This is a genomic window from Saccharopolyspora sp. ASAGF58 (genome assembly GCF_012277335.1).
Lineage (GTDB): Bacteria > Actinomycetota > Actinomycetes > Mycobacteriales > Pseudonocardiaceae > Saccharopolyspora > Saccharopolyspora hattusasensis.
Window position 1 is genome coordinate 1,579,273 of sequence record NZ_CP040605.1, and the last position, 20,304, is coordinate 1,599,576.

The following is a 20,304-nucleotide window of genomic DNA, read 5'->3' on the forward strand; positions in this document are numbered from 1 at the left end:
TCCCTCCGCTCTGCTGGACGAGCGCGCGGCGGGGTAAATGTTCCTAGTCACAGCTGATTTCGATGTCATGCATCCCATGATCCAGGCCCGAGTCCGGGAGATCATCACTCAGGTAGGTGAACATTTGTTCGAATGAGGATGCAAAAAGCGGCGCCGCCCTCATGAGGCGGCGCCGCTTCGATCGATCAGCGCGTCACCGGACTACTCGGTCGACTCCGCGTCGCGGGGCACTGCGCCACCTGCGGCCACCTCGTCGGCCTGGCGCTGGCCCAGCCGTGAGTGGGTGCGGCCGTACAGGAAGTAGATCACCACGCCGGCCGCCATCCAGACCACGAACCGGACCCAGGTCAGCGCGGTCAGGTTCAGCATCAGCCAGATGCAGGCGATGATCGCCAGGATCGGCACGAACGGCACCAGCGGGGCGCGGAAGCCGCGCGGCAGGTCGGGCCGGGTCCTGCGGAGCACGATCACGCCGAGCGAGACGAGCACGAAGGCAAACAGCGTGCCGACGTTGACCATCTCTTCCAGCTTGTCCGCGGGGAAGAACCCGGACGCGACGACCACGACCGCACCGACCAGCACGGTCGCGCGGACCGGGGTGCCGGTCTTCGGGTCGGTCTTGGCCAGGCCGCGCGGCACGAGGCCGTCGCGGGACATCGCGAACAGCACGCGGGTCTGCCCCAGCAGCAGCACCATGACGACCGTGGTCAGACCGGCCAGGGCGCCGACCGAGATGATCGCCGCCGCCCAGTTGATGCCGTGCTGGGCGAACGCCGTGGCCAGCGTGGCACGGGTGCCGTCCTCGGCGGTGGCCAGGTCGGAGTAGGGCACCATGCCGGTGACCACCATCGCGACCGCGACGTAGAGCACGGTGACGATCGCCAGGCTGCCGAGGATGCCGCGCGGCGCCATCTTCTGCGGGTTGCGAGTCTCCTCAGCGGTGGTGGCCACGATGTCGAAGCCGATGAAGGCGAAGAACACCAGCGAGGCCGCGGCCAGCAGGCCGAAGACACCGTAGGTGCTGGTCTCGCCGCCGAGGATCAACGACAGCAGGGACTGCTCCAGCTTCGGGCTGTCCTCGGCGGCGGCCTGCGCCGGCGGGATGAACGGGCTGTAGTTCGACGCGTTGACGTAGGCCAGGCCGACCACGATGACCAGCAGCACCACGGCCACCTTGATCAGCGTGATGACCAGGCTGACGCGGGCCGACAGCTTCGTGCCGATGGCCAGCAGGGTGCACAGCACCACCGTGAGCAGCACGGCGCCCCAGTCGAACTGGAGCGGCCCGAGCGGCAGCACCGTGGGCACCTCGAGGCCGATCAGCTTGAGCACCTGCTCCAGGTAGATCGACCAGCCCTTGGCCACCGCGGCCGCCGCGACGGCGAACTCCAGGATCAGGTCCCAGCCGATGATCCAGGCGATGAACTCGCCGAACGTGGCGTAGGAGTACGTGTACGCGCTGCCCGCGACCGGAACGGTGGAGGCGAACTCGGCGTAGCACAGCGCCGCCAACCCGCAGGCGATCGCCGCGAGCACGAACGCGAGTGATACCGAAGGACCAGTGACATCGCCTGCCGTTCTCGCGGCGAGGGTGAAGATGCCGGCACCGATGACCACGGACACGCCGAAGACGATCAGGTCCCAGGTGCCGAGGTTCTTTCGTAGCTTGGTGTCCGGTTCGTCGGTATCCAGAATGGATTGTTCGACCGACTTGGTTCGCCACAGCCCAGTGCCTGGCACTGTCGCCTCCCTCAGTAATCCCAAATTGTGGATCGCACCTTAACCCTGGAATCTCTCGATTGGTACTCGCTGACTTGAGTCCGGCACCCGATTCGTTAACGCTTCGTGATGCTCCCCATCGTGCAGATAGGTGTCACCCGGTCGTAGCCCGGCCCCGTTCCAAGTCCGGTTCGAGGTAGATGAGGCGCGCCGCGGGCACCTTCGCCCTGATCCTCGCCTCGGCGTCGTCGATCTCGGCGGCCACCTCCCGCACCGACAACGATGGGGCGAGGCCGATCTTGGCGGCGATCAGCAGCTCGTCCGGACCGAGGTACTGGGTGCGGATGTGGATGACCTTCTCGACGCGCTCGGACTCGAGCTGCGCCACGATCTCGTCGAGCACGTCGCGGGCGGCGCCCTCGCCGATGAGCAGGCTCTTCGTCTCGACGATCAGCACGATCGCGATCGCCCCCAACAGGAGGCCGATGCACACGGTGCCGATGCCGTCCCACACCGGGTTGCCGGTCAGCACGGTGAGCCCGACGCCGCCGAGCGCGAGCACCAGGCCGATCAGCGCGCCTAAGTCCTCCAGCAGCACCACCGGTAGCTCCGGGGTCTTGGCCTGCCGGATGAACTGCCACCAGGACAGCCCGCCCTTGAGCGCCTTCGATTCCTTGATCGCCGTGATGAAGCTGAAGGACTCCAGGCCGATCGCGATCAGCAGGATGACCACCGCCACCCACGCCGACTCCAGCGGCTCGGGGTGCTGGACCTTGTGGGTGCCCTCGTAGAGCGCGAACACCGAGCCCAGGCTGAACAGCAGCAGCGCGACGACGAAGGAGTAGAAGTAGCGGTCCCGGCCGTACCCGAAGGGGTGCTCCTCGGTTGGCTTGCGCCGCGAGGTCTTCTGCCCCAGCAGCAGCAGGGCCTGGTTCGAGGTGTCGGCGAGCGAGTGCACCGATTCCGCCAGCATTGACGAGGACCCGGTGAACAGGAACCCGCCGAACTTGGCGACGGCGATGCCTGCGTTGGCGGCCAGCGCGGCCACGATGGCCTTGGTCCCGCCTCCTGCTGACACGATGTTTCTCCCGATTCGGTATGCGAAAGGGGCCGGTGGCCGGCCCGATGACGGGAGAAATCTACCCGCTGGTTCCCGCGCGGGGGATAGAGTCCGCGGAAACGCGGGGTTTCAGAGCGTGCCCGCGGCGGCGCGGAAGACCTGGGCGTTGCCGTCCGCGTCGAGCTCGACGGGGTGCACCCGCACGGCGGGGTCGGACGCCGCCAGCCACACCGAGTGGCCGCGTTCCAGCACCAGTTCGCGCGGCAACGACCCGTTGCCGCCGTGCGCGCCGCTGGTCAGCCGGACGCTTCCCCTGGTGCACAGCAGGATCTGCGGCCCGGCGGAATCCAGCAGGACCGGGCCGGATTCGGCCGGCGTCCAGTCCAACCTGGACAGCTCGAACTCGGCGGCCGGGGTCCGGTAGGCGGTCAGGTTCGCGTCCAGCGACTCGCCCTTGAGCACCCGCATGTTGCCGCAGGCGAAGTCCAGGACCCGCAGCAGCTCCGGGACGTCGACGTGCTTGGGCGTCAGGCCGCAGCGCAGGATGTTGTCGGAGTTGGCCAGGATCTCGATGCCGGTGCCGTGCAGGTAGGCGTGCAGGTTCCCCGCGGGCAGGAAGATCGCCTCGCCCGGCTGGAGCACGAGCCGGTTCAGCAGCAGGCTGGCCAGCACCCCGGCATCGTTCGGGTAGGCCTCGCCCAGTTCGAGCACCGTCCGGCATTCGAGGGCGAACTCGCCACGGCCACGCACGTGCGCCACGCAGGCGTCCAGCAGGTCCGGCAGCACTTCTCGCAGGTAGTGCTCGGGGAGCGTGATCCAGGTCGTGAACAGGGCGCGCAGCCCGTCGGCATCGGGTTGCGCGGCGAGCAGCTCGCGGTGGGCGCGCAGACTGGGGAGGGCCAGTTCGTCCAGCAGCCGCACGGTGCGTTGCGCGTCGCGGAACCCGGCTAGTGCGTGGAACTCGGTCAACGCGCAAATCAGCTCGGGTTTCGCGGTGGGGTCCGGGTAATTGCGGTTGGGGGCGTTGCGGGCGATGCCCGCTTCTTCCTCCCGGTGGAAACCCTCTGCGGCCTGCGCCGCCGACGGGTGCGCCTGCAGGCTCAGCGGCTCGTCGGCCGCGAGTACCTTGAGCAGGAACGGCAACCGGCCGCCCCACCGGTCCACGCACTCCGGGCCCAGGTGGTGCGCAGGGTCGCTGTCCAGCAGGGACAGCAGCGACACCTCTGCCCCGTCGGACCGGACCACCCGCGACGGGTCTCCGGGGTGGGCGCCCATCCACAGCTCGGCTTCGGGGTGCGGTGTCGGGACAGGCCGACCGAGCAGATCAGCAATAGCGGTACGCGAGCCCCACGCATAGGGGCGCACCGCGTTCCGCAGTAGCTCCACAGTCGTTTTCTCGCTTCCTCGTCCTCGCGTCTGCCCGTGCTCGACGCCCAGCACAGCACACCGCGCCGGACCGGCGGGCGGCATCGGGGCATCCCCTGAACTTTCCCTCAGTGCATCGCCAACGCCGGCCAGCCGGGCCCGTTCAGGGTTCCGGCGGCCAACCCCAGGTAAACGGCGGCCAGGTCGAACCGGGCGGCCAGCGCCCCGGACCGCAGCACGGCGTCGTCGCTCACCGACTCGCCGGGCGTGACGAGGTCCGCGCTGGGCAAGTCGCGCACAGCGCCTCGTTCGATGGCCTCCCCGTGTGCGTCGTGCCGCAAGCTGACCAGGAACGCGCGCAGCAGAGCACCTGGGGCGTCCTCGGGGTCGGCGAACAGGTCCGCCTCGGATCCGACCGCCGCAGCGGCTCGGTGCAGCGCCCGCTCGGTGACCGCCTGCGGGTAGTCGGCGACGTCGCAGGGCACTCCGGCGTGGCAGCCGAGTGCGAACCGGCCGTGCGCGGCGACGGCTGTGGACACCGGGTCGAGGCCCCAGAGCAGCGGGGTGCGGTCGGCCAGGCGCAACGCCAACGACTTCGCGGGGTTGATCAACGACTCGTGGTTCGGGTGCGCGCGTTCGGCTTCCCGGTCGAGCACGTCGGCCAGGTGTTCGGCGTCGAAGCGCAGCAGCCCGAGGGCGCCGAGCGTGCTGAGCCCGGCCGCGAAGACATGTGCGAACGACAGCGCCGGCGGTACCGGGATGCGCGGCGGGAGCACCTTCGCGCGGCCCGCACCAGCGGCGGCGACCGGGCCGTCCGCCGGGACCGCGAGCACGACCGTCGCGCCGCGGCGGCAGGCCACCGAGACCGATTCGGCCAGCACCGCGTCGCCGACGTCGTCGGTGTGCGCGAAGACGACGTCCAACGCGCCGACCCATGCCGGGACGGCTTCGGCGATCACCATCGGCACCGGGCACCGCGGCCCGGCGAGGGCGCCCAGCAGGCTGCAGACGGCCGGCCCCACGCCCGGCCGCGCCAACAGCACCACGGCGCGCGGGCGACCGTCGGCGAGGTCGTCCAGCCCCGCCTCGCCCGCGGTCTCCAGCGCGGCTCGGACCTGCGCTCCGGAGAGGGCGGCGAGCCGCAGCAGGCCACCGGAGTCCACGTCGGCCAGCCTGGCCGGATCGTCGAAGAGACTGTCGTCCAGCACGAACGTCACCCCTCCCCGGCAGCGACCGGGGCCGGGCCCCCGACGGCCTCGTCCAGCAGCAGCACCGGAATCCCGTCCCGGACGGGGAACCCGCGGCCGCAGGAGGTGCAGGTCAGGTAGTCGGCCTGCGCGTCCTCCCCCAGCCCCGGCCGCAGCGACGCGTGCTCAGGGCACGGGCAAGCCAGGATCTCCAACAGCTGCGGTTGCAGGTCAACGGCCACTATTTCCTCCCAAACTCACCCGCACCGACCCCGCGGGCACGCACTCCGACCGCAAGGACGTCATCCGCGGACGATCGCCAGCACCTCGTCGCGCAGCGCGGTCATCGTGTCAGTGTCCCTCGCCTCGACGTTGAGCCGGAGCAGCGGTTCGGTGTTAGACGGGCGCAAGTTGAACCACGAGCCGTCCGACAGCTCCACGGTAAGCCCGTCGAGCTCGTCCACACGAGCGCCATTGCGGTCACCGAAGGCCGCTGCCACGGCGCGCATCCGGCCCTGCTGGTCGTCGACCGTGGAGTTGATCTCGCCGGAGGCGGCGTACCGCGAGTAGTCGGCCATCAGCTCGGACAGCGGCTTGTCCTGGCCGCCGAGCGCGGCGAGCATGTGCAGCGCGGCGAGCATGCCGGAGTCGGCGCGCCAGAAGTCGCGGAAGTAGTAGTGGGCGGAGTGCTCCCCACCGAAGATCGCCCCGGTCTCGGCCATCGTCTGCTTGATGAACGAGTGCCCGACGCGGGTCCGCACCGGCCTGCCGCCGTGCTCGGCGACGATCTCGGGCACGACCTTGGAGGTGATCAGGTTGTGGATGATTGTCCCGCCGGGCTCCTTGGCCAGTTCCTGGACGGCGACCAGCGCGGTGATCGCGCTCGGCGAGACCGGTTCGGCGCGCTCGTCGACCACGAAGCAGCGGTCGGCGTCGCCGTCGAAGGCCAGCCCGGCGTCGGCGCCGACCTCGCGGACCTTCGCCTGCAGGTCGACCAGGTTCGCCGGGTCCAGCGGGTTGGCCTCGTGGTTGGGGAAGGTTCCGTCCAGCTCGAAGTACATCGGCACGAGCTCGATCGGCAGGCCGTCGAAGACGGTCGGGACCGTGTGCCCGCCCATCCCGTTGCCGGCGTCCACCACAATCTTCAGCGGGCGGATACCGCTGATGTCGACGAGTTCGCGCAGGAAGGCGGCGTATTCGTCGACCAGGTTCCGCTGCGTGGCGGTGCCCTTCGCGCCCAGGAACTCCGGCACGCCGTGGGCGACCAACTCCTGGATCTCGGACAGGCCGCTGTCCTGACCGACCGGGGCGGCCCCGGCACGGCACAGCTTGATGCCGTTGTAACGGGCCGGGTTGTGGCTGGCGGTGAACATCGCGCCGGGCAGGTCCAGCCGCCCGGAGGCGAAGTACAGCATGTCGGTGCTGGCCAGGCCGATGTTGATCACGTCGACGCCCTGTCCGGTGACGCCTTCGGCGAACGCCTCGGCCAACCCCGGTGAGGATTCCCGCATGTCGTGCCCGATGACCACCGCAGGGCCACCTACGAGCCGGGTGAAAGCGGCGCCGATCTCCCGCACCACGTCGGCGTCCAAGCCGTCGCCGACCACGCCCCGGATGTCGTATGCCTTGACGATCCCCGACAGGTCTCGCACGCTGCACCCTCCCCGTTCCGCGTCCGACGACGTGGTCCGAAGCCTACCGGCGATCGAGTGCCCGGTGGAGCCAGCTTGGCCCGCGCGAGCCGTTCGTCACGATCTATTCATTCGTCGATCGGATCGGGCAGCGCCCGCAGGTGTCCTCGGCGGCTCCCGCCCGGGGTGAGGCCGTGGGCCTCGACCGGCCGGTCCGGGCGACCGGCCTCCCGCACCGCCTCGGCGAGCGCGGTCAGGTCGTCGTCGGAAGGCTCTGGTGGCGCGAACTCACCTTCGTGCCGCACGACCTCCCAGCCCTTCGGCACGGTGAGCCGCAGCGCGTGCGCTTCGCACAGATCGTAGCTGTGGGGCTCGGCGTAGGTGGCCAAGGGGCCGACGACCGCGGTGGAGTCCGCGTAGGCATAAGTGAGCGTGGCGACGGCCGGGTTGGTACACCCGGTCCGCGAGCAACGCCTCACGCTCCGCACGACACGCACGATAGCGTCCCCGCTCCGGCGTGCGGCGCAGGCACGCGGAAACCGCTCGCGATAGGCGCCGCTAGCGACTGTTTCCGGCCTGTCTGCTCTGCGCGAACAGTCCGGGTCGCAGTGGTTGTTCCGGGCTGGCGGGAGGAGGTCGAGGGTCCGCCGGTCGAACGGCTTCGCACCGCCACGTGATCCCGAGTTGTGCCTGGACAGGGCGGCCGCTGCTGCCGTCGGGGCCATCGCGCGGCGGCAGTTGGGAGACAGGCACCGAATCCTCCCTGACGCTTGTCCCGACCTTGACCGCCGAAGGCGTACCCTCGGCCCGTGGTGACCGCACGTGGATCTCGGCGTCGAAGCCGCTTCCGTCGGGACCGGCGGGGCCGTGGCCTGCGCGGACCGCTGTACCCGTCCTCGGTTCCGGTGTCGCGCAGCCGCTCGCAGCGGTTCGACGCGCTGGTGCTGGAGGCCCTCGAACCGATCGAGCAGCGCTGGCACGCCGAGCTGACCCAGCTAGACGTCGCCGTCGACGAGGTACCCGAGATCACCAGCACCACCCCGGAGAAGCTGGTCTGGGACGACGATGTGGTGGTGGACGCCAACGTGCCGCTGGCCCGGCTCGTCCCGGCGGGCGTCGACCGGCGCGGGCTGCCGACCCGTGCGCGCATCGTGCTGTACCGGCGGCCGCTGGAAGCACGGGCGCGCGACGGCATGGACATGGCGGACCTGCTGCACGACGTGCTCGTCGAGCAGGTCGCGACCTACCTCGGGCTGGACCCCGACGTCATCGAAGGCCAGTGACCAGCGACTCCCGGCGGTGATGGGCGCCTACAACCCGTTGGTGAATGGTCTGGGTGGGTGGTCGCTTAGCGGCCTTGAGAGGTTCCCTGGACTGCGGGTGCCCCTCCTGATGTATGTCCAATACGCGGCGGAGGGGCCGTCCTCACCAGAAAACCTCTCAGAAAGCCGACGGTCGTCTTGGCAAGGTGAATGCAAGCGGCTACGCCGCTTCCAAGGCGCGGACGGCATTCGCCGACAGGCGCCTAGCGGGGCATGTTGGCGGCCTCAGCTGCCCGCCGTCTGACACGAGCCGAAACCTCCGGGCAGCAGGCGGAATCGGAGCGGGCGCTGCCACATCAGAACGCCGAGTTCAGGTAAAAACGGGAATCCTCCGCGCGTCAGGTGTTTCCGGATCGAGTCCGGCGGCGTTCGGGGAGCGCCGCGATGAGGGTGAACAGGATGAACGCCAACTGCAGGCCCAGCAGCGCCGTGCGGGGGGTCCCGGCGTAACCGACCTGGACTTCGGCCGCGTTCCCCGGCAGCGGGATCGCCACCTGGTGGCTCCAGGCGGTGGCCAGCGGGAACGGCCGACCGTCGATCCGGGCGTACCAGCCGGGCTCGTTCTCCGCGCCGAGGACCAGCGCCCGACCGGCACCGCCCTCGGACACCCGGACCGTGAACAGCGGCAGCTCGGCGGCGACCGGCAACGGCCTCGCCTCTGGTGTCGGGGCAGGCTCGGTTCGCGCCTGCCGCGCGAGGTCCGGCCCGAGCAGCTCCACCTGGCTCCTCGGCATCTGCAACTGCAGGACGCGCCGTCCGTCGGGCAGCCGCTCGTGCTCGGTGGCCAGGCCGCCGGAGAGCTCCGGGATCCGGGAGTCGGCCGGAACCGCGATGAACCCGGTGCCGCGAGCCGCCGTGGCCGCGAGCGCGCCGCGCACCCGCGCGGCGTTGCCGGACTGCAGGTCGTCGTCGACCTGGCGGAGCCAGTCGACGGCCGTGCCGACCGACGCGAGGTCGTCGTCGCCGAAGCGGGGCCCAGTGCCGTCCACGAGCCTTGCGGGTTGCGGCCCGGGATCGAGGATCAGCAGCGAACCTGGCAGATCCGCGGTGGTGTTCTGCTGTGCGCGCAGCGGCCCCCCGATCGTGGCGAACGCGGCGCTGATCGCCAGGCCAAGCAGGCCGATGGCCAGCACCGGCAGCAGGATCTTGGCTGGCACGCGCGGCTTCCGGGCCACCAGCACGATCCAGCCGCACCCGGCCGCGACGATCACCAGCGGTCCACCGGTCCAGCCAATCGTGCTCACGCCGCCGATGATCGGTTGAGCGGGGAGATTGTCCACCAAAGCCGCCAGCGCCCAACCGAAGATCGCGACGGCCGCGCCCGGCAGCATCCGCGGGGACCAGGCCGTGACCAGCGCGACGACCGCGGCGAGGACGAACAACGCGCCGACCAGGCTCGTCGGTGATCCGTCCGGGCTCAACGCCAACAGCCAGGCCCCGGCCGGATCTTCGGTGACCCGCGCACCGATCCCGTGCAACGCCATCTTCGGGTTGCGCAGCAGGACGGAAGGCCACGGCAGCAGGCACGCGACGGACAACAGCGCCACCGCCACCAGCCCGGCCAGCCGGCGTCGATCACGCTGCCCTTCGCTGGGCAACACGACGAAAGACAGCAGGGCGAACACGACCAACGCGATGTGCAGCAGCGGCGCGAACGCACCCAACGCCGCGAGGCCCAAAGCAGTCAGGCACGCCGTCCCCAACCAATGCCCGTCCGACCGCCCGACCACCGAGGCGATCCCGGCCAGCAGCAACGGCACCAGAATGTGCGCGACCACCACGTCCAAACGGCCTTGCCCAGCGGAAAGCGACGCCGCGGGCAGCAAGGCGTAAGCACCGGCGGCGAGGGCTCGCCGCAGTCGGGACACCGGAAGCGCGCGTGTCGCCAGGTAAGCGCTCAACCCCGCGAGCGGAGCACCGAACAGCAGCAGGATCGACACCACTACCGACGGTCCACCTAGGACGGTGCCGAACAACGCGAGCACCAGCAACGACGGGGACGCTGGCGCGCCGGTGCCGCCGTTGACCGGATGCCAGGCCGCCAGGTAGTCGCGCCACGTCGTCGCCAGATCTGCCACCGGTAGCAGCCTGCCGCCTTGCAGGCCGGCCCCGAACCGGTCCGCGAGCAATCCATTGGTGAACAAGGCGAATACCGCCAGCAGGACCGCGAGCACCACGGGCGGCGTCAACAACAGCTCGCGCAGCACCCGCCAGCGGTCGACCGGAACGACCAGCAGATCCGGCCGCGCCGCGTCCCGCTTCGACGGCGACGGCTTCGGCCCCCCTGTCTCCGGCACCGGCACCACGACCAGCCCCGACCGCCCTGGCTTCGCCATCTGCGGCGGCCCTTCTGGAACGGCCTTGATCCGCCAGCCTTCCGGTTCCCGCCCCAAGGCCAGATCCCGCCGCACCCGCTCGCGGACCAAACCCTCGAACCCGGCGCGCGCCCAATTCCGAAGCCGCGCCAACCGACTCGTGAACAGGCCGCGGACGCCGTGCCGGATGGAGATCGTCCCGGCGCGCGTAACCCTTCCTGCCAGCAGGTACAGCCGACCCCCGAGCAATCTGCGCAACACCGCGAGCTCGGCGCGCGACTCGCTCCACCGCCGCAGAGCAGCGAAACCGCACATCCGCAACAACGTCAGGAGGAACAGTCGCGGCAGGCCGAGCAAGAACGCCCCCATCGGAGCGTTGACCAGGAACGTGCGGACCTGGTCGGCGCGCTCCCCGGCCCGGGGACTGCGCCTCGCGACCGCATGCCGCATCCGCGCGGCGGGAGCCCACCGGACGCCGTGCCCGTCCAGGTTGATCCGCCAACCCAGGTCGATGTCCACGTTGTCGGCGAGATCGAGGTCGAAGCCGTTGAGCTGCTCGAAGACATCGCGTCGCACCAGCGCACCGGCCGTCGCCACCGCCAGCGCACCGGACGCCGGTGGCGCGCCGCCGACCAGCTCGGGGTCCAGTTCGGACCGTCCGATGCCGGTCTGCCGATGCCCGGAAGCATCGGTGCTCAGGCCCGCATCCACCACCAGCCGGGGATCCGCCCAGTCCAACCCGAGCGGGCCGAGCAGCGCGGCGGACGAATCTTCCCCGGCAGCGCGCAGCAAATGCTCCAGGCACTCAGGCTCGGGTGCGGAATCGTCGTGCAACAGCCACAACCAGCGCCCCGGATCGGCCCACCTCTTCGTCGCGTGCGCCAACGCTTCCGCGACGGCGGCGCCGAACCGGGTTTCGCGCGGCATCGTGAGCACGTCGTCGACGACGCGATCCGTGCGCGCTCGAGCGAGCAGTTCCGGGGTGCGGTCGTTCGAGCCGGTGTCGACGGCCACCACGTGCCGCGGTCGTTCCGTCAGGTCGCCCAGCGCCGCGAAGACCTCCGGCAGCCAAGTCTCCCCGTCGTGACAGACCAACACCGCCAGCACCGGCGCGACCAAATTGCCCTCCCGCTAACTGATCCACTACCGCGCAACGGTAATGCACCAGGAGCGGAAGAAACCCCCGAATGAAACAGCGTTCACGGGGTGGGCTTTCGCTGGTGGTCGCAGCGGAACCGCGGCCGGCGAGGCCCGACCGGTCAGACCGCGCTGCGCTTGAGCTTCCGGCGTTCCCTTTCGGACAGTCCTCCCCAGATGCCGAAGCGCTCGTCGTGCTGCAGCGCGTACTCCAGGCATTCGGAGCGAACTTCGCAGCCCGCGCAGATGCGCTTTGCCTCCCGGGTCGAGCCGCCCTTCTCCGGGAAGAACGCCTCCGGATCGGTTTGCGCGCACAACGCGCGCTCCTGCCATTCCTGTTCTTCGTCCGTCGCCTCGAACAGCTCGGCCAGGACGTCGAGTTCCACCGCGGTGGCGTCCCCACGCTCCGCGAGGCGGCCATCTCCTGATTCCCACATCGTTGGTCCCCCGATTTCTCCCGTTCCCACCGGCCCTCCCCAGGGCCGGAACAGGACGCACTCCTGCTCGCAGGTCGCCGGTCCCCGCTGCGGGGACTCCGCGCTTCGACGGCGGCGGTGCCGTCGCCGATCGGCCGCGCTGCCTGCCTCTCACCGCGGGCGGCGCCTCGATCGACCGGTACCCGACCGGGTCTCCCGCACCCGATCGGCCGCCGCCACAACGATCCAACCGGCTTCCACCCGAGAAACGATCATTTCAGCGACGAATGACACTGCTGTGATTACACCCGTGTAGCTCCTTGCGGTCAAGCGGAGACCTTCCGTAGGGGGACATCCCTCTCCGCCTCGGGGATGAGCTCAATTCGGCGCATCGCCGGTACTCCTTGTGCCGCACCGCCAGGCCCCCACGATCATGAATACCACCCGGACATCATCTTCGCCGGGGCACAAGCCCGGACGGCCACCGAGTCGTTCGTGGACACTGGAGGACGTGACCAAATCCGCTCTGCGCGTAAGCCCCCTGTTCCTCGGCCTCGTCGGCTTGACCGTGCTCGGCGGCGTGCTCGCCACGCTGGAGAACAACGCCGCCCAGGTCGGCGGCGTGGTGCTGATCGTGCTCGGCGGCTGGGCGACCTCGTTGTGCCTGCACGAATTCGGCCACGCGATCATCGCATTCCGCGGCGGCGACTGGTCGGTACGCGCGAAGGGCTACCTGACGCTGGACCCCCGGCGCTACACCGACCCGGTCCTGAGCATCGTGCTGCCGCTGCTGTTCGTGGCCCTCGGCGGCATCCCGCTGCCGGGCGGCGCGGTGTGGATCAACCACCACGCGCTGCGGTCCCGGCGCACCGAGTCGATGGTGTCGCTGGCCGGGCCGCTGACGAACTTGGTGCTGGGCCTGCTGATCTCGATCGCCGTGGCCGTCGTGCCGACAATGCCGACCGCCTTGTCGGCGGGCCTGTCCTACCTGGCCTTCCTGCAGGTGATCGCGTTCGTGCTGAACATCCTGCCGATCCCCGGCCTGGACGGGTACGGCGCAATCGAGCCGTGGCTGTCCGGTCCGGCCCGCCGGTTCGGCGAGAAGGCGCGGCCGTGGGCGCCGCTGGTGCTGTTCCTGCTGCTGATCGGGGTGCCGTTCGTCGGCAGGGCGTTCTTCGGGCTCGCCTACTTCGTGTTCGGCCTCGCCGGCGGCGACGCGCTCCAGGCCTTCTTGGGCCAAGGGATTTTCCGCAGCATCTTCGGCTTCCTGTGATCGTCCGCCCGACCGGCCGTGAGCGCTTTCCGGTGCCATAGCGCCCAAAAGCACTCACGGCCCACCCAACCATCGGCGGCGGAGAGCTACGATCAGCAACAGCTCGCGCAGTGACCTCGGAGACATCGAGGTTCTCGCCCTCGGGTTCGGCGGGCGTGCGAGGATCGGGGCCGTGAAGGTCGTAGTTCTGGTCGGCGGGGTCGGCGGCGCGCGGTTCCTGCTCGGGGTCAAAGCGGCGTTGGGCTTGCCCGCGATCGGCGAACCGCAGCAGGAGTCCGAGCACGAAGTCACCGCGGTGGTCAACGTGGGCGACGACGCGTGGATGCACGGGCTGCGAGTCTGCCCGGACCTCGACACCTGCATGTACACCCTCGGCGACGGCATCGACACCGAGAAGGGCTGGGGCCGGGTCGACGAAACCTGGTCGGTCAAGGAGGAGCTGGCGGCCTACGGCGCCGAGCCGACCTGGTTCGGGCTCGGCGACCGCGACATCGCCACCCACCTGGTGCGGTCCCGGATGTTGCGCGCGGGCTACTCGCTGTCGGCGGTGACCGAGGCGCTGTGCGACCGCTGGCGGCCCGGGGTCCGGTTGCTGCCGGTCACCGACGAGCGGGTCGAGACGCACGTCGCGATCGACGTCCCCGACCACGGCGACCAGCGGGCGGTGCACTTCCAGGAGTGGTGGGTTCGCTACCGCGCGGAGCCGGAAGCGCACGCGATCGTGCCGGTGGGAGCGGACGAGGCGAAGCCGACGCCGGCCGTGCTGGACGCGATCGCGCAGGCTGACGTCGTGCTGCTGGCGCCGTCGAACCCGGTGGTCAGCATCGGAACGCTGCTCGCGGTGCCGGGCTTCCGCACCGCGCTGCGGGAGACCTCCGCTCCGGTGGTGGGGCTGTCGCCGATCATCGGCGGTCGGCCGCTGCGGGGCATGGCGGACGCGTGCCTGACCGCGATCGGGGTGGACAGCTCCGCCGAGGCGGTCGGTCGGCACTATGGCTCCCGGCAGGACGACGAGGGCATCCTGGACGGCTGGTTGGTGCACACCGGCGACGAGGCCGACGTCCCCGGGGTGCGGGTTCGCGCGGTGCCGCTGTTGATGTCCGATGTGGACGCCACCGCCGCGATGGCGCAGGCGGCATTCGACCTTGCCCGGGAGGGGCGATGAAGGATCACGCGGCCGCGGGTGGGTTGCAGCTGTTCGCGGTGGGCGGGCTGCCCGAGTTCGGACCGGGCGACGACCTGGCCGCGTCGATCGCGGCCGCCGCGCCCTGGCTCAGCGACGGCGACGTCGTGGTGGTCACCAGCAAGGTGGTGTCGAAGGTCGAGGGCCGGATGGTGTCCACGCCCCGCGACCCGGAACTGCGCGACAAGCTGCGCCGCGAGCTGGTGCTGGCCGAGGCCACCCACGTGCTGGCGCGCCGCGAGCGGTTCATGATCACCCAGAACAAGCTCGGCATCGTGCAGGCGGCCTCGGGCGTCGACGCCTCGAACGTCGCGCTGGACCAGATCGCGCTGCTGCCGGACGACCCGGATGCGTCCGCGCGCAAGCTGCGGGCCGGGCTCGCCGAGCGCCTCGGCGTGCAGGTCGCGGTCGTGGTGACCGACACGATGGGCCGTGCCTGGCGGGTCGGGCAGACCGATGTGGCGATCGGCGCCGCCGGTCTGCGCGTGCTGCACCGCTACGCGGGCGCCACCGATTCGCAGGGCAACGAGCTGGCGGTTACCGAGGTCGCGGTGGCCGACGAGATCGCCGGGGCGGCCGACCTGGTCAAGGGCAAGCTGGGGGCGGTCCCGGTCGCCGTGGTGCGCGGGATGACCACCACCGACGACGGGTCGAGCGCCCGCGACCTGGTGCGTCCCGTCGAAGAAGACCTGTTCCGGATGGGCACGGCGGAAGCGCTGGCGCAGGGTCGCCGCGAGGCGGTGCTGCTGCGCCGCTCGGTGCGTTCGTTCGCCGACACCCCTGTGGACGCCGACGCGATGCGCCGCGCCGTCGGTGCCGCGCTGACCGCGCCCGCGCCGCATCACACCCGCCCGGTCCGGTTCGTCTGGCTGCGCGATCGTCCACTTCGGACGAAACTGCTCGACGCGATGCGTACCGCCTGGCTGGAAGACCTGCGCGCCGACGGCCTCTCCGAGGAGGCGGCGCAGCGCCGGGTCGGGCGCGGCGATCTGCTCTACGCGGCGCCGGAGCTGGTGCTGCCGTTCCTGGTCCGCGAGGGCTCGCACGACTACCCCGACCCGAAGCGCACCGAGGCGGAACGGCAGATGTTCACCGTCGCCGGCGGCGCGGCGGTGCAGGGCTTGCTGGTCGCGCTGGCGGCCGAGGAGCTCGGCTCGTGCTGGGTGTCCTCGACGCTGTTCTGCCCGGAAGTCGTGCGGGCCTCGCTCGACCTGCCCGAATCTTGGGAGCCGTTGGGCGCGGTGACGGTGGGCCACGCCGCGGAGCCCGTCGCCGGCCCCCGGGAGCCGCGGGTTCTCGACGACGGATTGGTGGAGCTTTGAGCGGACTTCACGCGGACGCGCTGCGCGTGCTCGATGAGTGGCGAGCGGACGATCCGCAGCAGGAGGCGCTGCGCCACTCCTTCCTGACCTTGCTGGACGCCCGGCAGGACGCCTGCCTGCGGGCGTGCGAGCCGGGCCACGTGACGGCGTCGGCCGTGCTGCTCGACGCCACGGGCGAGAACGTGCTGCTCACGCTGCACCCCCGGGTGGGCAGGTGGTTGCAGCTCGGCGGCCACTGCGAGCCAGCGGACACGTCGCTGGCGGGTGCCGCGTTGCGCGAGGCGACCGAGGAGTCCGGTGTGGACGGTCTGGTCGTGGATCCGGAGCCGGTGCACCTGGACGTGCACCCGATCACCTGCTCGCTGGGCAAGCCGACCCGCCACTTTGACGTGCGCTTCATCGTGCGAGCCCCGGAAGGCGCGGAGCCGGCCCGCAGCGAAGAGTCCCTCGACCTCCGCTGGTGGCCGGTGAACGCGCTCCCCGAAGACACCGACCTCGGCCCCCTGATCACCGCGGCCCGAGCCCGCGGGTAGTCGACGACGGCACCGAGTGCCCGGGTAGCGGCCACGAGCAATTCCGGGTTGGGGTCGCGAGGCCGCTAGGTGGGCGTACGGGGCGGAATGCCGGACTCATGACGCTCCTCACCGGTCTTGGAGCGGGGCGCTTCCCCGGGCTCCCGCGGACGTCGTCGCGGCGATCGCCGCAATTTCAATGGAAATCGGGCCTACGATTTCCATTGAAATTGCGGGCCTCCGAACGGGTGGGCCTCCGAACGGGTGGGCCTCCGAACGGGTGGGCCTCCGAACGGGTGGGCCTCCGAACGGGCGGGCCTTACGACGGGCGGACCTTACATGGTGCGGTAGTTGCGGATTGGCATTCTCGGGGCGTAGCGGGAGCGGTTGACACCTGCCGCTCCGAGGTAGCGGACCGCTCTGTGGCGCTGGCCCTCGTACGGGGCCAGGGCTTCGAGCATTCCTTCGTCGTCCACGGGGTGGCCGACCAGGGCCGTGCCGACGATCGTCGGCAGGTGGAAGTCGCCGACGCTGACCGCGTCCGGGTCGCCCCAGGCCCGTTGGGCGATTTCAGCCGCCGTCCACGGGCCGATGCCCGGCACCTTCTGCAGCAGCTCCCGGCCCTCGACTCCGCGCAGCTCGACCGCTCGCTCCAGGCGTCCGGCCACCGACGCGGCGGCGATCAGCGTGCGGCGGCGGGCTCCGTCGATGCCCGCCCGATGCCACTCCCAGTCCGGGATTCGGCGCAGCTGCACCGGATCAGGCACCACCCAGAGCTTCGCCACCGGTCCCGGGGCGCGGCTGCCGAAGCGCCAGCAGAGCTCCCGCCAGGACCGCCACGCCTCCCGGTTGGTGACCTTCTGCTCCAGCACCGCGGCGACCAGGACGTCCCAAACCCGCCCCGAAGTGCACAACCGCACTCCCCGCGATGCGCGCCGGCCGCGCTCGACGACGTCGTGCACCGCGACGAAACCGGTGTCGTCATCGGAATCCCCGAGCAGGTCCGGGACGTTGTCCAGCACGGAACGCGCGCCCTGCCCCCACGCCGTCGCGGTCACCGTTGCCGTGCCGTCCTTCTGCAGCCGCAGCGTGGTCGGGCCGGTCCGGGTCGTGGTTGCCCACCAGACCTCGCCCGACGCATCCACCCGCGTGGTCGGATCACCGCTCCCCCGGCGCAACGGCGCCAGCACCCGCGGCAGGTCCAGCGGGTACGACGGGCGCCAGGTTCGGGTCAGGGCATCGCTCATGCTGCTCCGAAAGTACGCCGTCAGTCCGCGGAGAAGCGGACGCCGCGGTCGGGCAGCTCAACGCCCGGCCACACCCGCACCCCGTTCAGCAGTTCGCAGTCCGCACCGATCCGCGCGCCGTCGCCGATGATCGCGTCGTGCAGCACGGCACCCGCACCGATCGTCGCGCCGCTGCCGATCACGCTCCGCTCGATCACGGCATTCCGCTCGATGCGAACCCCATCGAAAAGCACGGATTCGACGACGCGCGCCCCGGGCTCCACCACGCTTCCCTTGCCGACCGCGGTCCCGCCGCAGACTTCCGCATCGGCGGCGACCTCCGCGCCGTCCAGCACCAGTGCCTCGCCGCGTTCACCGGGCAGCGCGTTCGACGGCGCCGTGCCCAGCACCAGGTCCGCCGAGCCGCGGACGAACGCCGCCGGGGTTCCCATGTCCAGCCAGTACGAGGTGTCGATGTAGCCCTGCACGGTCGCGCCCGAGGCCAGCAACTGGGGGAAGGTCTCGCGTTCCACCGACACCGGCCGCCCCGCCGGGATCGTGTCGATCACCTCGCGGCGGAACACGTAGCAGCCCGCATTGATCTGGTCGACCGGCGGGTCCTCGGTCTTCTCCAGGAACGCGGTGACCCGCCCGTCGGCATCGGTGGGCACGCAGCCGAACCAGCGCGGGTCGGCGACCTTGACCAGGTGCATCGTCACGTCCGCCGCGGCGCCGCGGTGGGTTTCCAGCAGCTTCGCCAGGTCCACCCCGGAAAGGATGTCGCCGTTGAACACGAGCACGTCGTCGGCGGTGAGCCGGTCCGCGACGTTGCGGATCGCGCCCGCGGTGTCCAGCGGCTCCGGCTCGACGACGTACTCCAGACGCAGGCCGAACTCGGAGCCGTCGCCGAAGTGCTCCGCGAACACCTCCGCCTTGTAGGACGTGCCGAGCACCACGTGCTCGATGCCGGCCGCCCGGATCCGGGACAGCAGGTGGCTCAGGAATGGGACTCCGGCGGTCGGCAACATCGGCTTGGGCGCCGACAGGGTCAGCGGCCGCAGCCGCACGCCCCGACCACCTACCAGCACTACCGCTTCCGCCGTCGGCGACGCGGCCGGGTCCTGCGAATCCGCGGACATCGGCGTTGATCCTCCTCTACCTGATGGACTTCAGTGACGAAAACCCATTAGGGGGAATACTCTGGCAGGGGCAACGGCATAATGAACACCGGGCCCGCCCACAGTGGCCGTGCCCACTTCGACGCCAGCCCACGCGAACCACCGACTGCGAACGACTGAGAGGGCATCCACATGGACCCGCGTCGCCGAGCCGACGAAGCACTTGCTCGCGCGCGGGCACGTGGCGCGTTCGTCGTTACCCCCGACAATGCCACCTCGCCGATGGATGCCGCGAGCACCGTTCGCATCCCGCGCGAGGTCGTCAACCAGGCCGACTCCGCGGACGCCACGCAGGTGCTCCCGCCGCAGGGCCAGCAGCACCCGCAGCAGCAGTCCCTGCGCCAGCGGCTGGAGCCGCAGCACGGCGGCTGGCCGACGGAGGATTACGGGCAGGGCCAGCAACATCTGCCGCCGAACCCGTACCACACGCAGCGCGGACCGAACGAGTTCGGCCCGCTGGGTTCGCAGGCGAACCAGTACCCCCACTGAGGCCGCGCTGCGAGCGCGGGACTGCGGCGGCAACTCCCGCGCGGAGGACGCCACTCGAACTCAGCGCGTCGCGATGCGCGCGCGAGCGGTCAGCGCCGCGCGAAACGCGAACCGCAGCGGGGCCCAGACCGGCCCCCGGTAGCGGTCGGCGAGGTAGCGGTAGGCGCTGCGGTGGTGTTCGACCAGCATCCGCTTCGAGGAGCCCGAGGTCGAGTGCCCGCCGATGTGCATGATCTCCGCGCTCGGCACGTAGACGTTCAGCCAGCCCTTCTTGCCCAGCCGGTCGCCGAGGTCGACGTCCTCGAAATACATGAAGTAGCGCGGGTCGAAGCCGTCGATGGAGTCGAAGGCCTCGCGGCGCAGCAGCAGGCAGGAACCCGACAACCAGCCCGCCGGGCGCTCGGTGATCGCCGCCTCGGACTGGCGGTAGGCGCTGGACCACGGGTTCTTCGGCCAGATCTTGCCCAGCAGCGCGTGTCCGGCGCCGCGGCCGATCGACGGCAGCAGCCGGGCCGACGGGTAGACGTCGCCGTTGGGTTCCTTGATCAGCGGGCCGAACGATCCCCCGCGCGGCCAGCGCTTGGCGGCGGCCAGGAGTTCGTCGAGCGAACCGGCACTCCACTCCAGGTCGGGGTTGGCGACCACGACCCAGCCGTACTCGTCGCCGAGTTCGGCCATGCCGCGGTTGGCGGCGCTGCCGTAGCCGAGGTTGCCGCCGGTGGGCACGAAGTCGACGTTCGCGCGTGCTGCGGCGGCCTGTTCCGGAACGCCGTCGGTGGAACCGTTGTCGGCGAGGATCACCCGGACCGACCGGTCCGTCGCCTTGTTCAGCGTGTCGAGGAACTGCTCCAGGGTCTCGCCCGGGGAGTAAGTCACGGAGACAACGGCGAGTTCGTCGCCGTAGGTGCGCGCGTCGGTCACGCCACCATATTCTGCCGAACGCCGCCTACCGGACAGCCACCCGACCGG

Annotated in this window: 18 protein-coding genes; 6 read left to right on the forward strand and 12 right to left on the reverse strand. The window is 70.7% G+C overall.

Annotated features, from left to right (window positions below; translation table 11 throughout):
- Positions 1 to 201: 201 nt before the first annotated feature.
- From FDZ84_RS07155 to FDZ84_RS07185, 7 genes are all read right to left on the reverse strand, one after another.
- Positions 202 to 1,740, reverse strand: a complete 1,539-nt coding sequence (locus tag FDZ84_RS07155; protein ID WP_210435459.1) for an amino acid permease — start codon at positions 1,738 to 1,740, stop codon at positions 202 to 204.
- Between the two features lie 133 nt (positions 1,741 to 1,873).
- A complete protein-coding gene (locus tag FDZ84_RS07160; RefSeq protein ID WP_168585253.1) occupies positions 1,874 to 2,797 on the reverse strand; it encodes a cation diffusion facilitator family transporter in 924 nt (307 codons plus the stop codon).
- 111 nt (positions 2,798 to 2,908) lie between these two features.
- A complete protein-coding gene (gene manA, locus FDZ84_RS07165; protein WP_168589864.1) occupies positions 2,909 to 4,165 on the reverse strand; it encodes a mannose-6-phosphate isomerase, class I in 1,257 nt (418 codons plus the stop codon).
- Positions 4,166 to 4,272: 107 nt separating this feature from the next.
- Complete coding sequence (locus FDZ84_RS07170) at positions 4,273 to 5,352, reverse strand: SIS domain-containing protein (protein WP_168585254.1); 1,080 nt, start codon at positions 5,350 to 5,352, stop codon at positions 4,273 to 4,275.
- A 5-nt stretch (positions 5,353 to 5,357) separates the two neighbouring features.
- The gene (locus FDZ84_RS07175; protein ID WP_168585255.1) at positions 5,358 to 5,573 is read right to left on the reverse strand and encodes a Trm112 family protein; all 216 of its coding nucleotides are present in this window, start codon (positions 5,571 to 5,573) and stop codon (positions 5,358 to 5,360) included.
- A 60-nt stretch (positions 5,574 to 5,633) separates the two neighbouring features.
- Positions 5,634 to 6,983: a phosphomannomutase/phosphoglucomutase gene (locus FDZ84_RS07180; RefSeq protein ID WP_168585256.1), complete on the reverse strand. Its 1,350-nt coding sequence runs from the start codon at positions 6,981 to 6,983 to the stop codon at positions 5,634 to 5,636.
- Positions 6,984 to 7,090: 107 nt separating this feature from the next.
- Complete coding sequence (locus tag FDZ84_RS07185) at positions 7,091 to 7,450, reverse strand: DUF3499 domain-containing protein (protein WP_168589865.1); 360 nt, start codon at positions 7,448 to 7,450, stop codon at positions 7,091 to 7,093.
- 321 nt (positions 7,451 to 7,771) lie between these two features.
- On the opposite strand from FDZ84_RS07185, the gene FDZ84_RS07190 reads away from it, so the two are divergent.
- A complete protein-coding gene (locus tag FDZ84_RS07190; protein WP_168585257.1) occupies positions 7,772 to 8,245 on the forward strand; it encodes a metallopeptidase family protein in 474 nt (157 codons plus the stop codon).
- Positions 8,246 to 8,622: 377 nt separating this feature from the next.
- On the opposite strand, the gene FDZ84_RS07195 is transcribed toward FDZ84_RS07190, so the two are convergent.
- The gene (locus FDZ84_RS07195; RefSeq protein WP_168585258.1) at positions 8,623 to 11,718 is read right to left on the reverse strand and encodes a glycosyltransferase; all 3,096 of its coding nucleotides are present in this window, start codon (positions 11,716 to 11,718) and stop codon (positions 8,623 to 8,625) included.
- Between the two features lie 140 nt (positions 11,719 to 11,858).
- Positions 11,859 to 12,173 (reverse strand): WhiB family transcriptional regulator, encoded by a 315-nt coding sequence (locus tag FDZ84_RS07200; protein ID WP_223839945.1) that lies wholly within the window; start codon positions 12,171 to 12,173, stop codon positions 11,859 to 11,861.
- Between the two features lie 490 nt (positions 12,174 to 12,663).
- Here FDZ84_RS07200 and FDZ84_RS07205 point away from each other — a divergent pair, with 490 nt between their 5' ends.
- The 4 genes from FDZ84_RS07205 (at position 12,664) to FDZ84_RS07220 (ending at position 16,463) form a co-directional block, all read left to right on the forward strand.
- Positions 12,664 to 13,425 carry a site-2 protease family protein gene (locus FDZ84_RS07205; protein ID WP_168585259.1) on the forward strand — a complete coding sequence of 254 codons (762 nt, stop codon included), beginning with the start codon at positions 12,664 to 12,666 and terminating at the stop codon, positions 13,423 to 13,425.
- Between the two features lie 172 nt (positions 13,426 to 13,597).
- Complete coding sequence (gene cofD / locus FDZ84_RS07210; RefSeq protein ID WP_168585260.1) at positions 13,598 to 14,590, forward strand: 2-phospho-L-lactate transferase; 993 nt, start codon at positions 13,598 to 13,600, stop codon at positions 14,588 to 14,590.
- Positions 14,587 to 15,930: a coenzyme F420-0:L-glutamate ligase gene (locus FDZ84_RS07215; RefSeq protein WP_168585261.1), complete on the forward strand. Its 1,344-nt coding sequence runs from the start codon at positions 14,587 to 14,589 to the stop codon at positions 15,928 to 15,930. The genes cofD and FDZ84_RS07215 overlap by 4 nt, the downstream gene beginning before the upstream one ends.
- Positions 15,927 to 16,463, forward strand: a complete 537-nt coding sequence (locus FDZ84_RS07220) for an NUDIX hydrolase (protein WP_168585262.1) — start codon at positions 15,927 to 15,929, stop codon at positions 16,461 to 16,463. The genes FDZ84_RS07215 and FDZ84_RS07220 overlap by 4 nt, the downstream gene beginning before the upstream one ends.
- Before the next feature lie 314 nt (positions 16,464 to 16,777).
- Here FDZ84_RS07220 and FDZ84_RS07225 read toward each other — a convergent pair whose 3' ends face one another.
- Both FDZ84_RS07225 and FDZ84_RS07230 read right to left on the reverse strand, forming a co-directional pair.
- Positions 16,778 to 17,689, reverse strand: coding sequence for a DNA-3-methyladenine glycosylase (locus tag FDZ84_RS07225; protein ID WP_210435460.1), 912 nt, complete (start codon positions 17,687 to 17,689; stop codon positions 16,778 to 16,780).
- A 20-nt stretch (positions 17,690 to 17,709) separates the two neighbouring features.
- Complete coding sequence (locus tag FDZ84_RS07230) at positions 17,710 to 18,807, reverse strand: sugar phosphate nucleotidyltransferase (protein WP_168585263.1); 1,098 nt, start codon at positions 18,805 to 18,807, stop codon at positions 17,710 to 17,712.
- 171 nt (positions 18,808 to 18,978) lie between these two features.
- Here FDZ84_RS07230 and FDZ84_RS07235 point away from each other — a divergent pair, with 171 nt between their 5' ends.
- Positions 18,979 to 19,335 (forward strand): hypothetical protein, encoded by a 357-nt coding sequence (locus tag FDZ84_RS07235; protein ID WP_168585264.1) that lies wholly within the window; start codon positions 18,979 to 18,981, stop codon positions 19,333 to 19,335.
- 60 nt (positions 19,336 to 19,395) lie between these two features.
- Here the strand turns inward: FDZ84_RS07235 and FDZ84_RS07240 are convergent, their stop codons facing one another.
- Positions 19,396 to 20,256, reverse strand: a complete 861-nt coding sequence (locus tag FDZ84_RS07240; protein ID WP_168585265.1) for a glycosyltransferase family 2 protein — start codon at positions 20,254 to 20,256, stop codon at positions 19,396 to 19,398.
- Positions 20,257 to 20,304 lie beyond the last annotated feature (48 nt).

Coding starts and splice junctions, on each gene's coding strand:
- FDZ84_RS07200 (WP_223839945.1), bottom strand. CDS start 12,173: ATGTGGGAATCAGGAGATGGCCGCCTCGCGGAGCGTGGGGACGCCACC.
- FDZ84_RS07215 (WP_168585261.1), top strand. CDS start 14,587: ATGAAGGATCACGCGGCCGCGGGTGGGTTGCAGCTGTTCGCGGTGGGC.
- FDZ84_RS07225 (WP_210435460.1), bottom strand. CDS start 17,689: ATGAGCGATGCCCTGACCCGAACCTGGCGCCCGTCGTACCCGCTGGAC.
- FDZ84_RS07230 (WP_168585263.1), bottom strand. CDS start 18,807: ATGTCCGCGGATTCGCAGGACCCGGCCGCGTCGCCGACGGCGGAAGCG.
- FDZ84_RS07235 (WP_168585264.1), top strand. CDS start 18,979: ATGGACCCGCGTCGCCGAGCCGACGAAGCACTTGCTCGCGCGCGGGCA.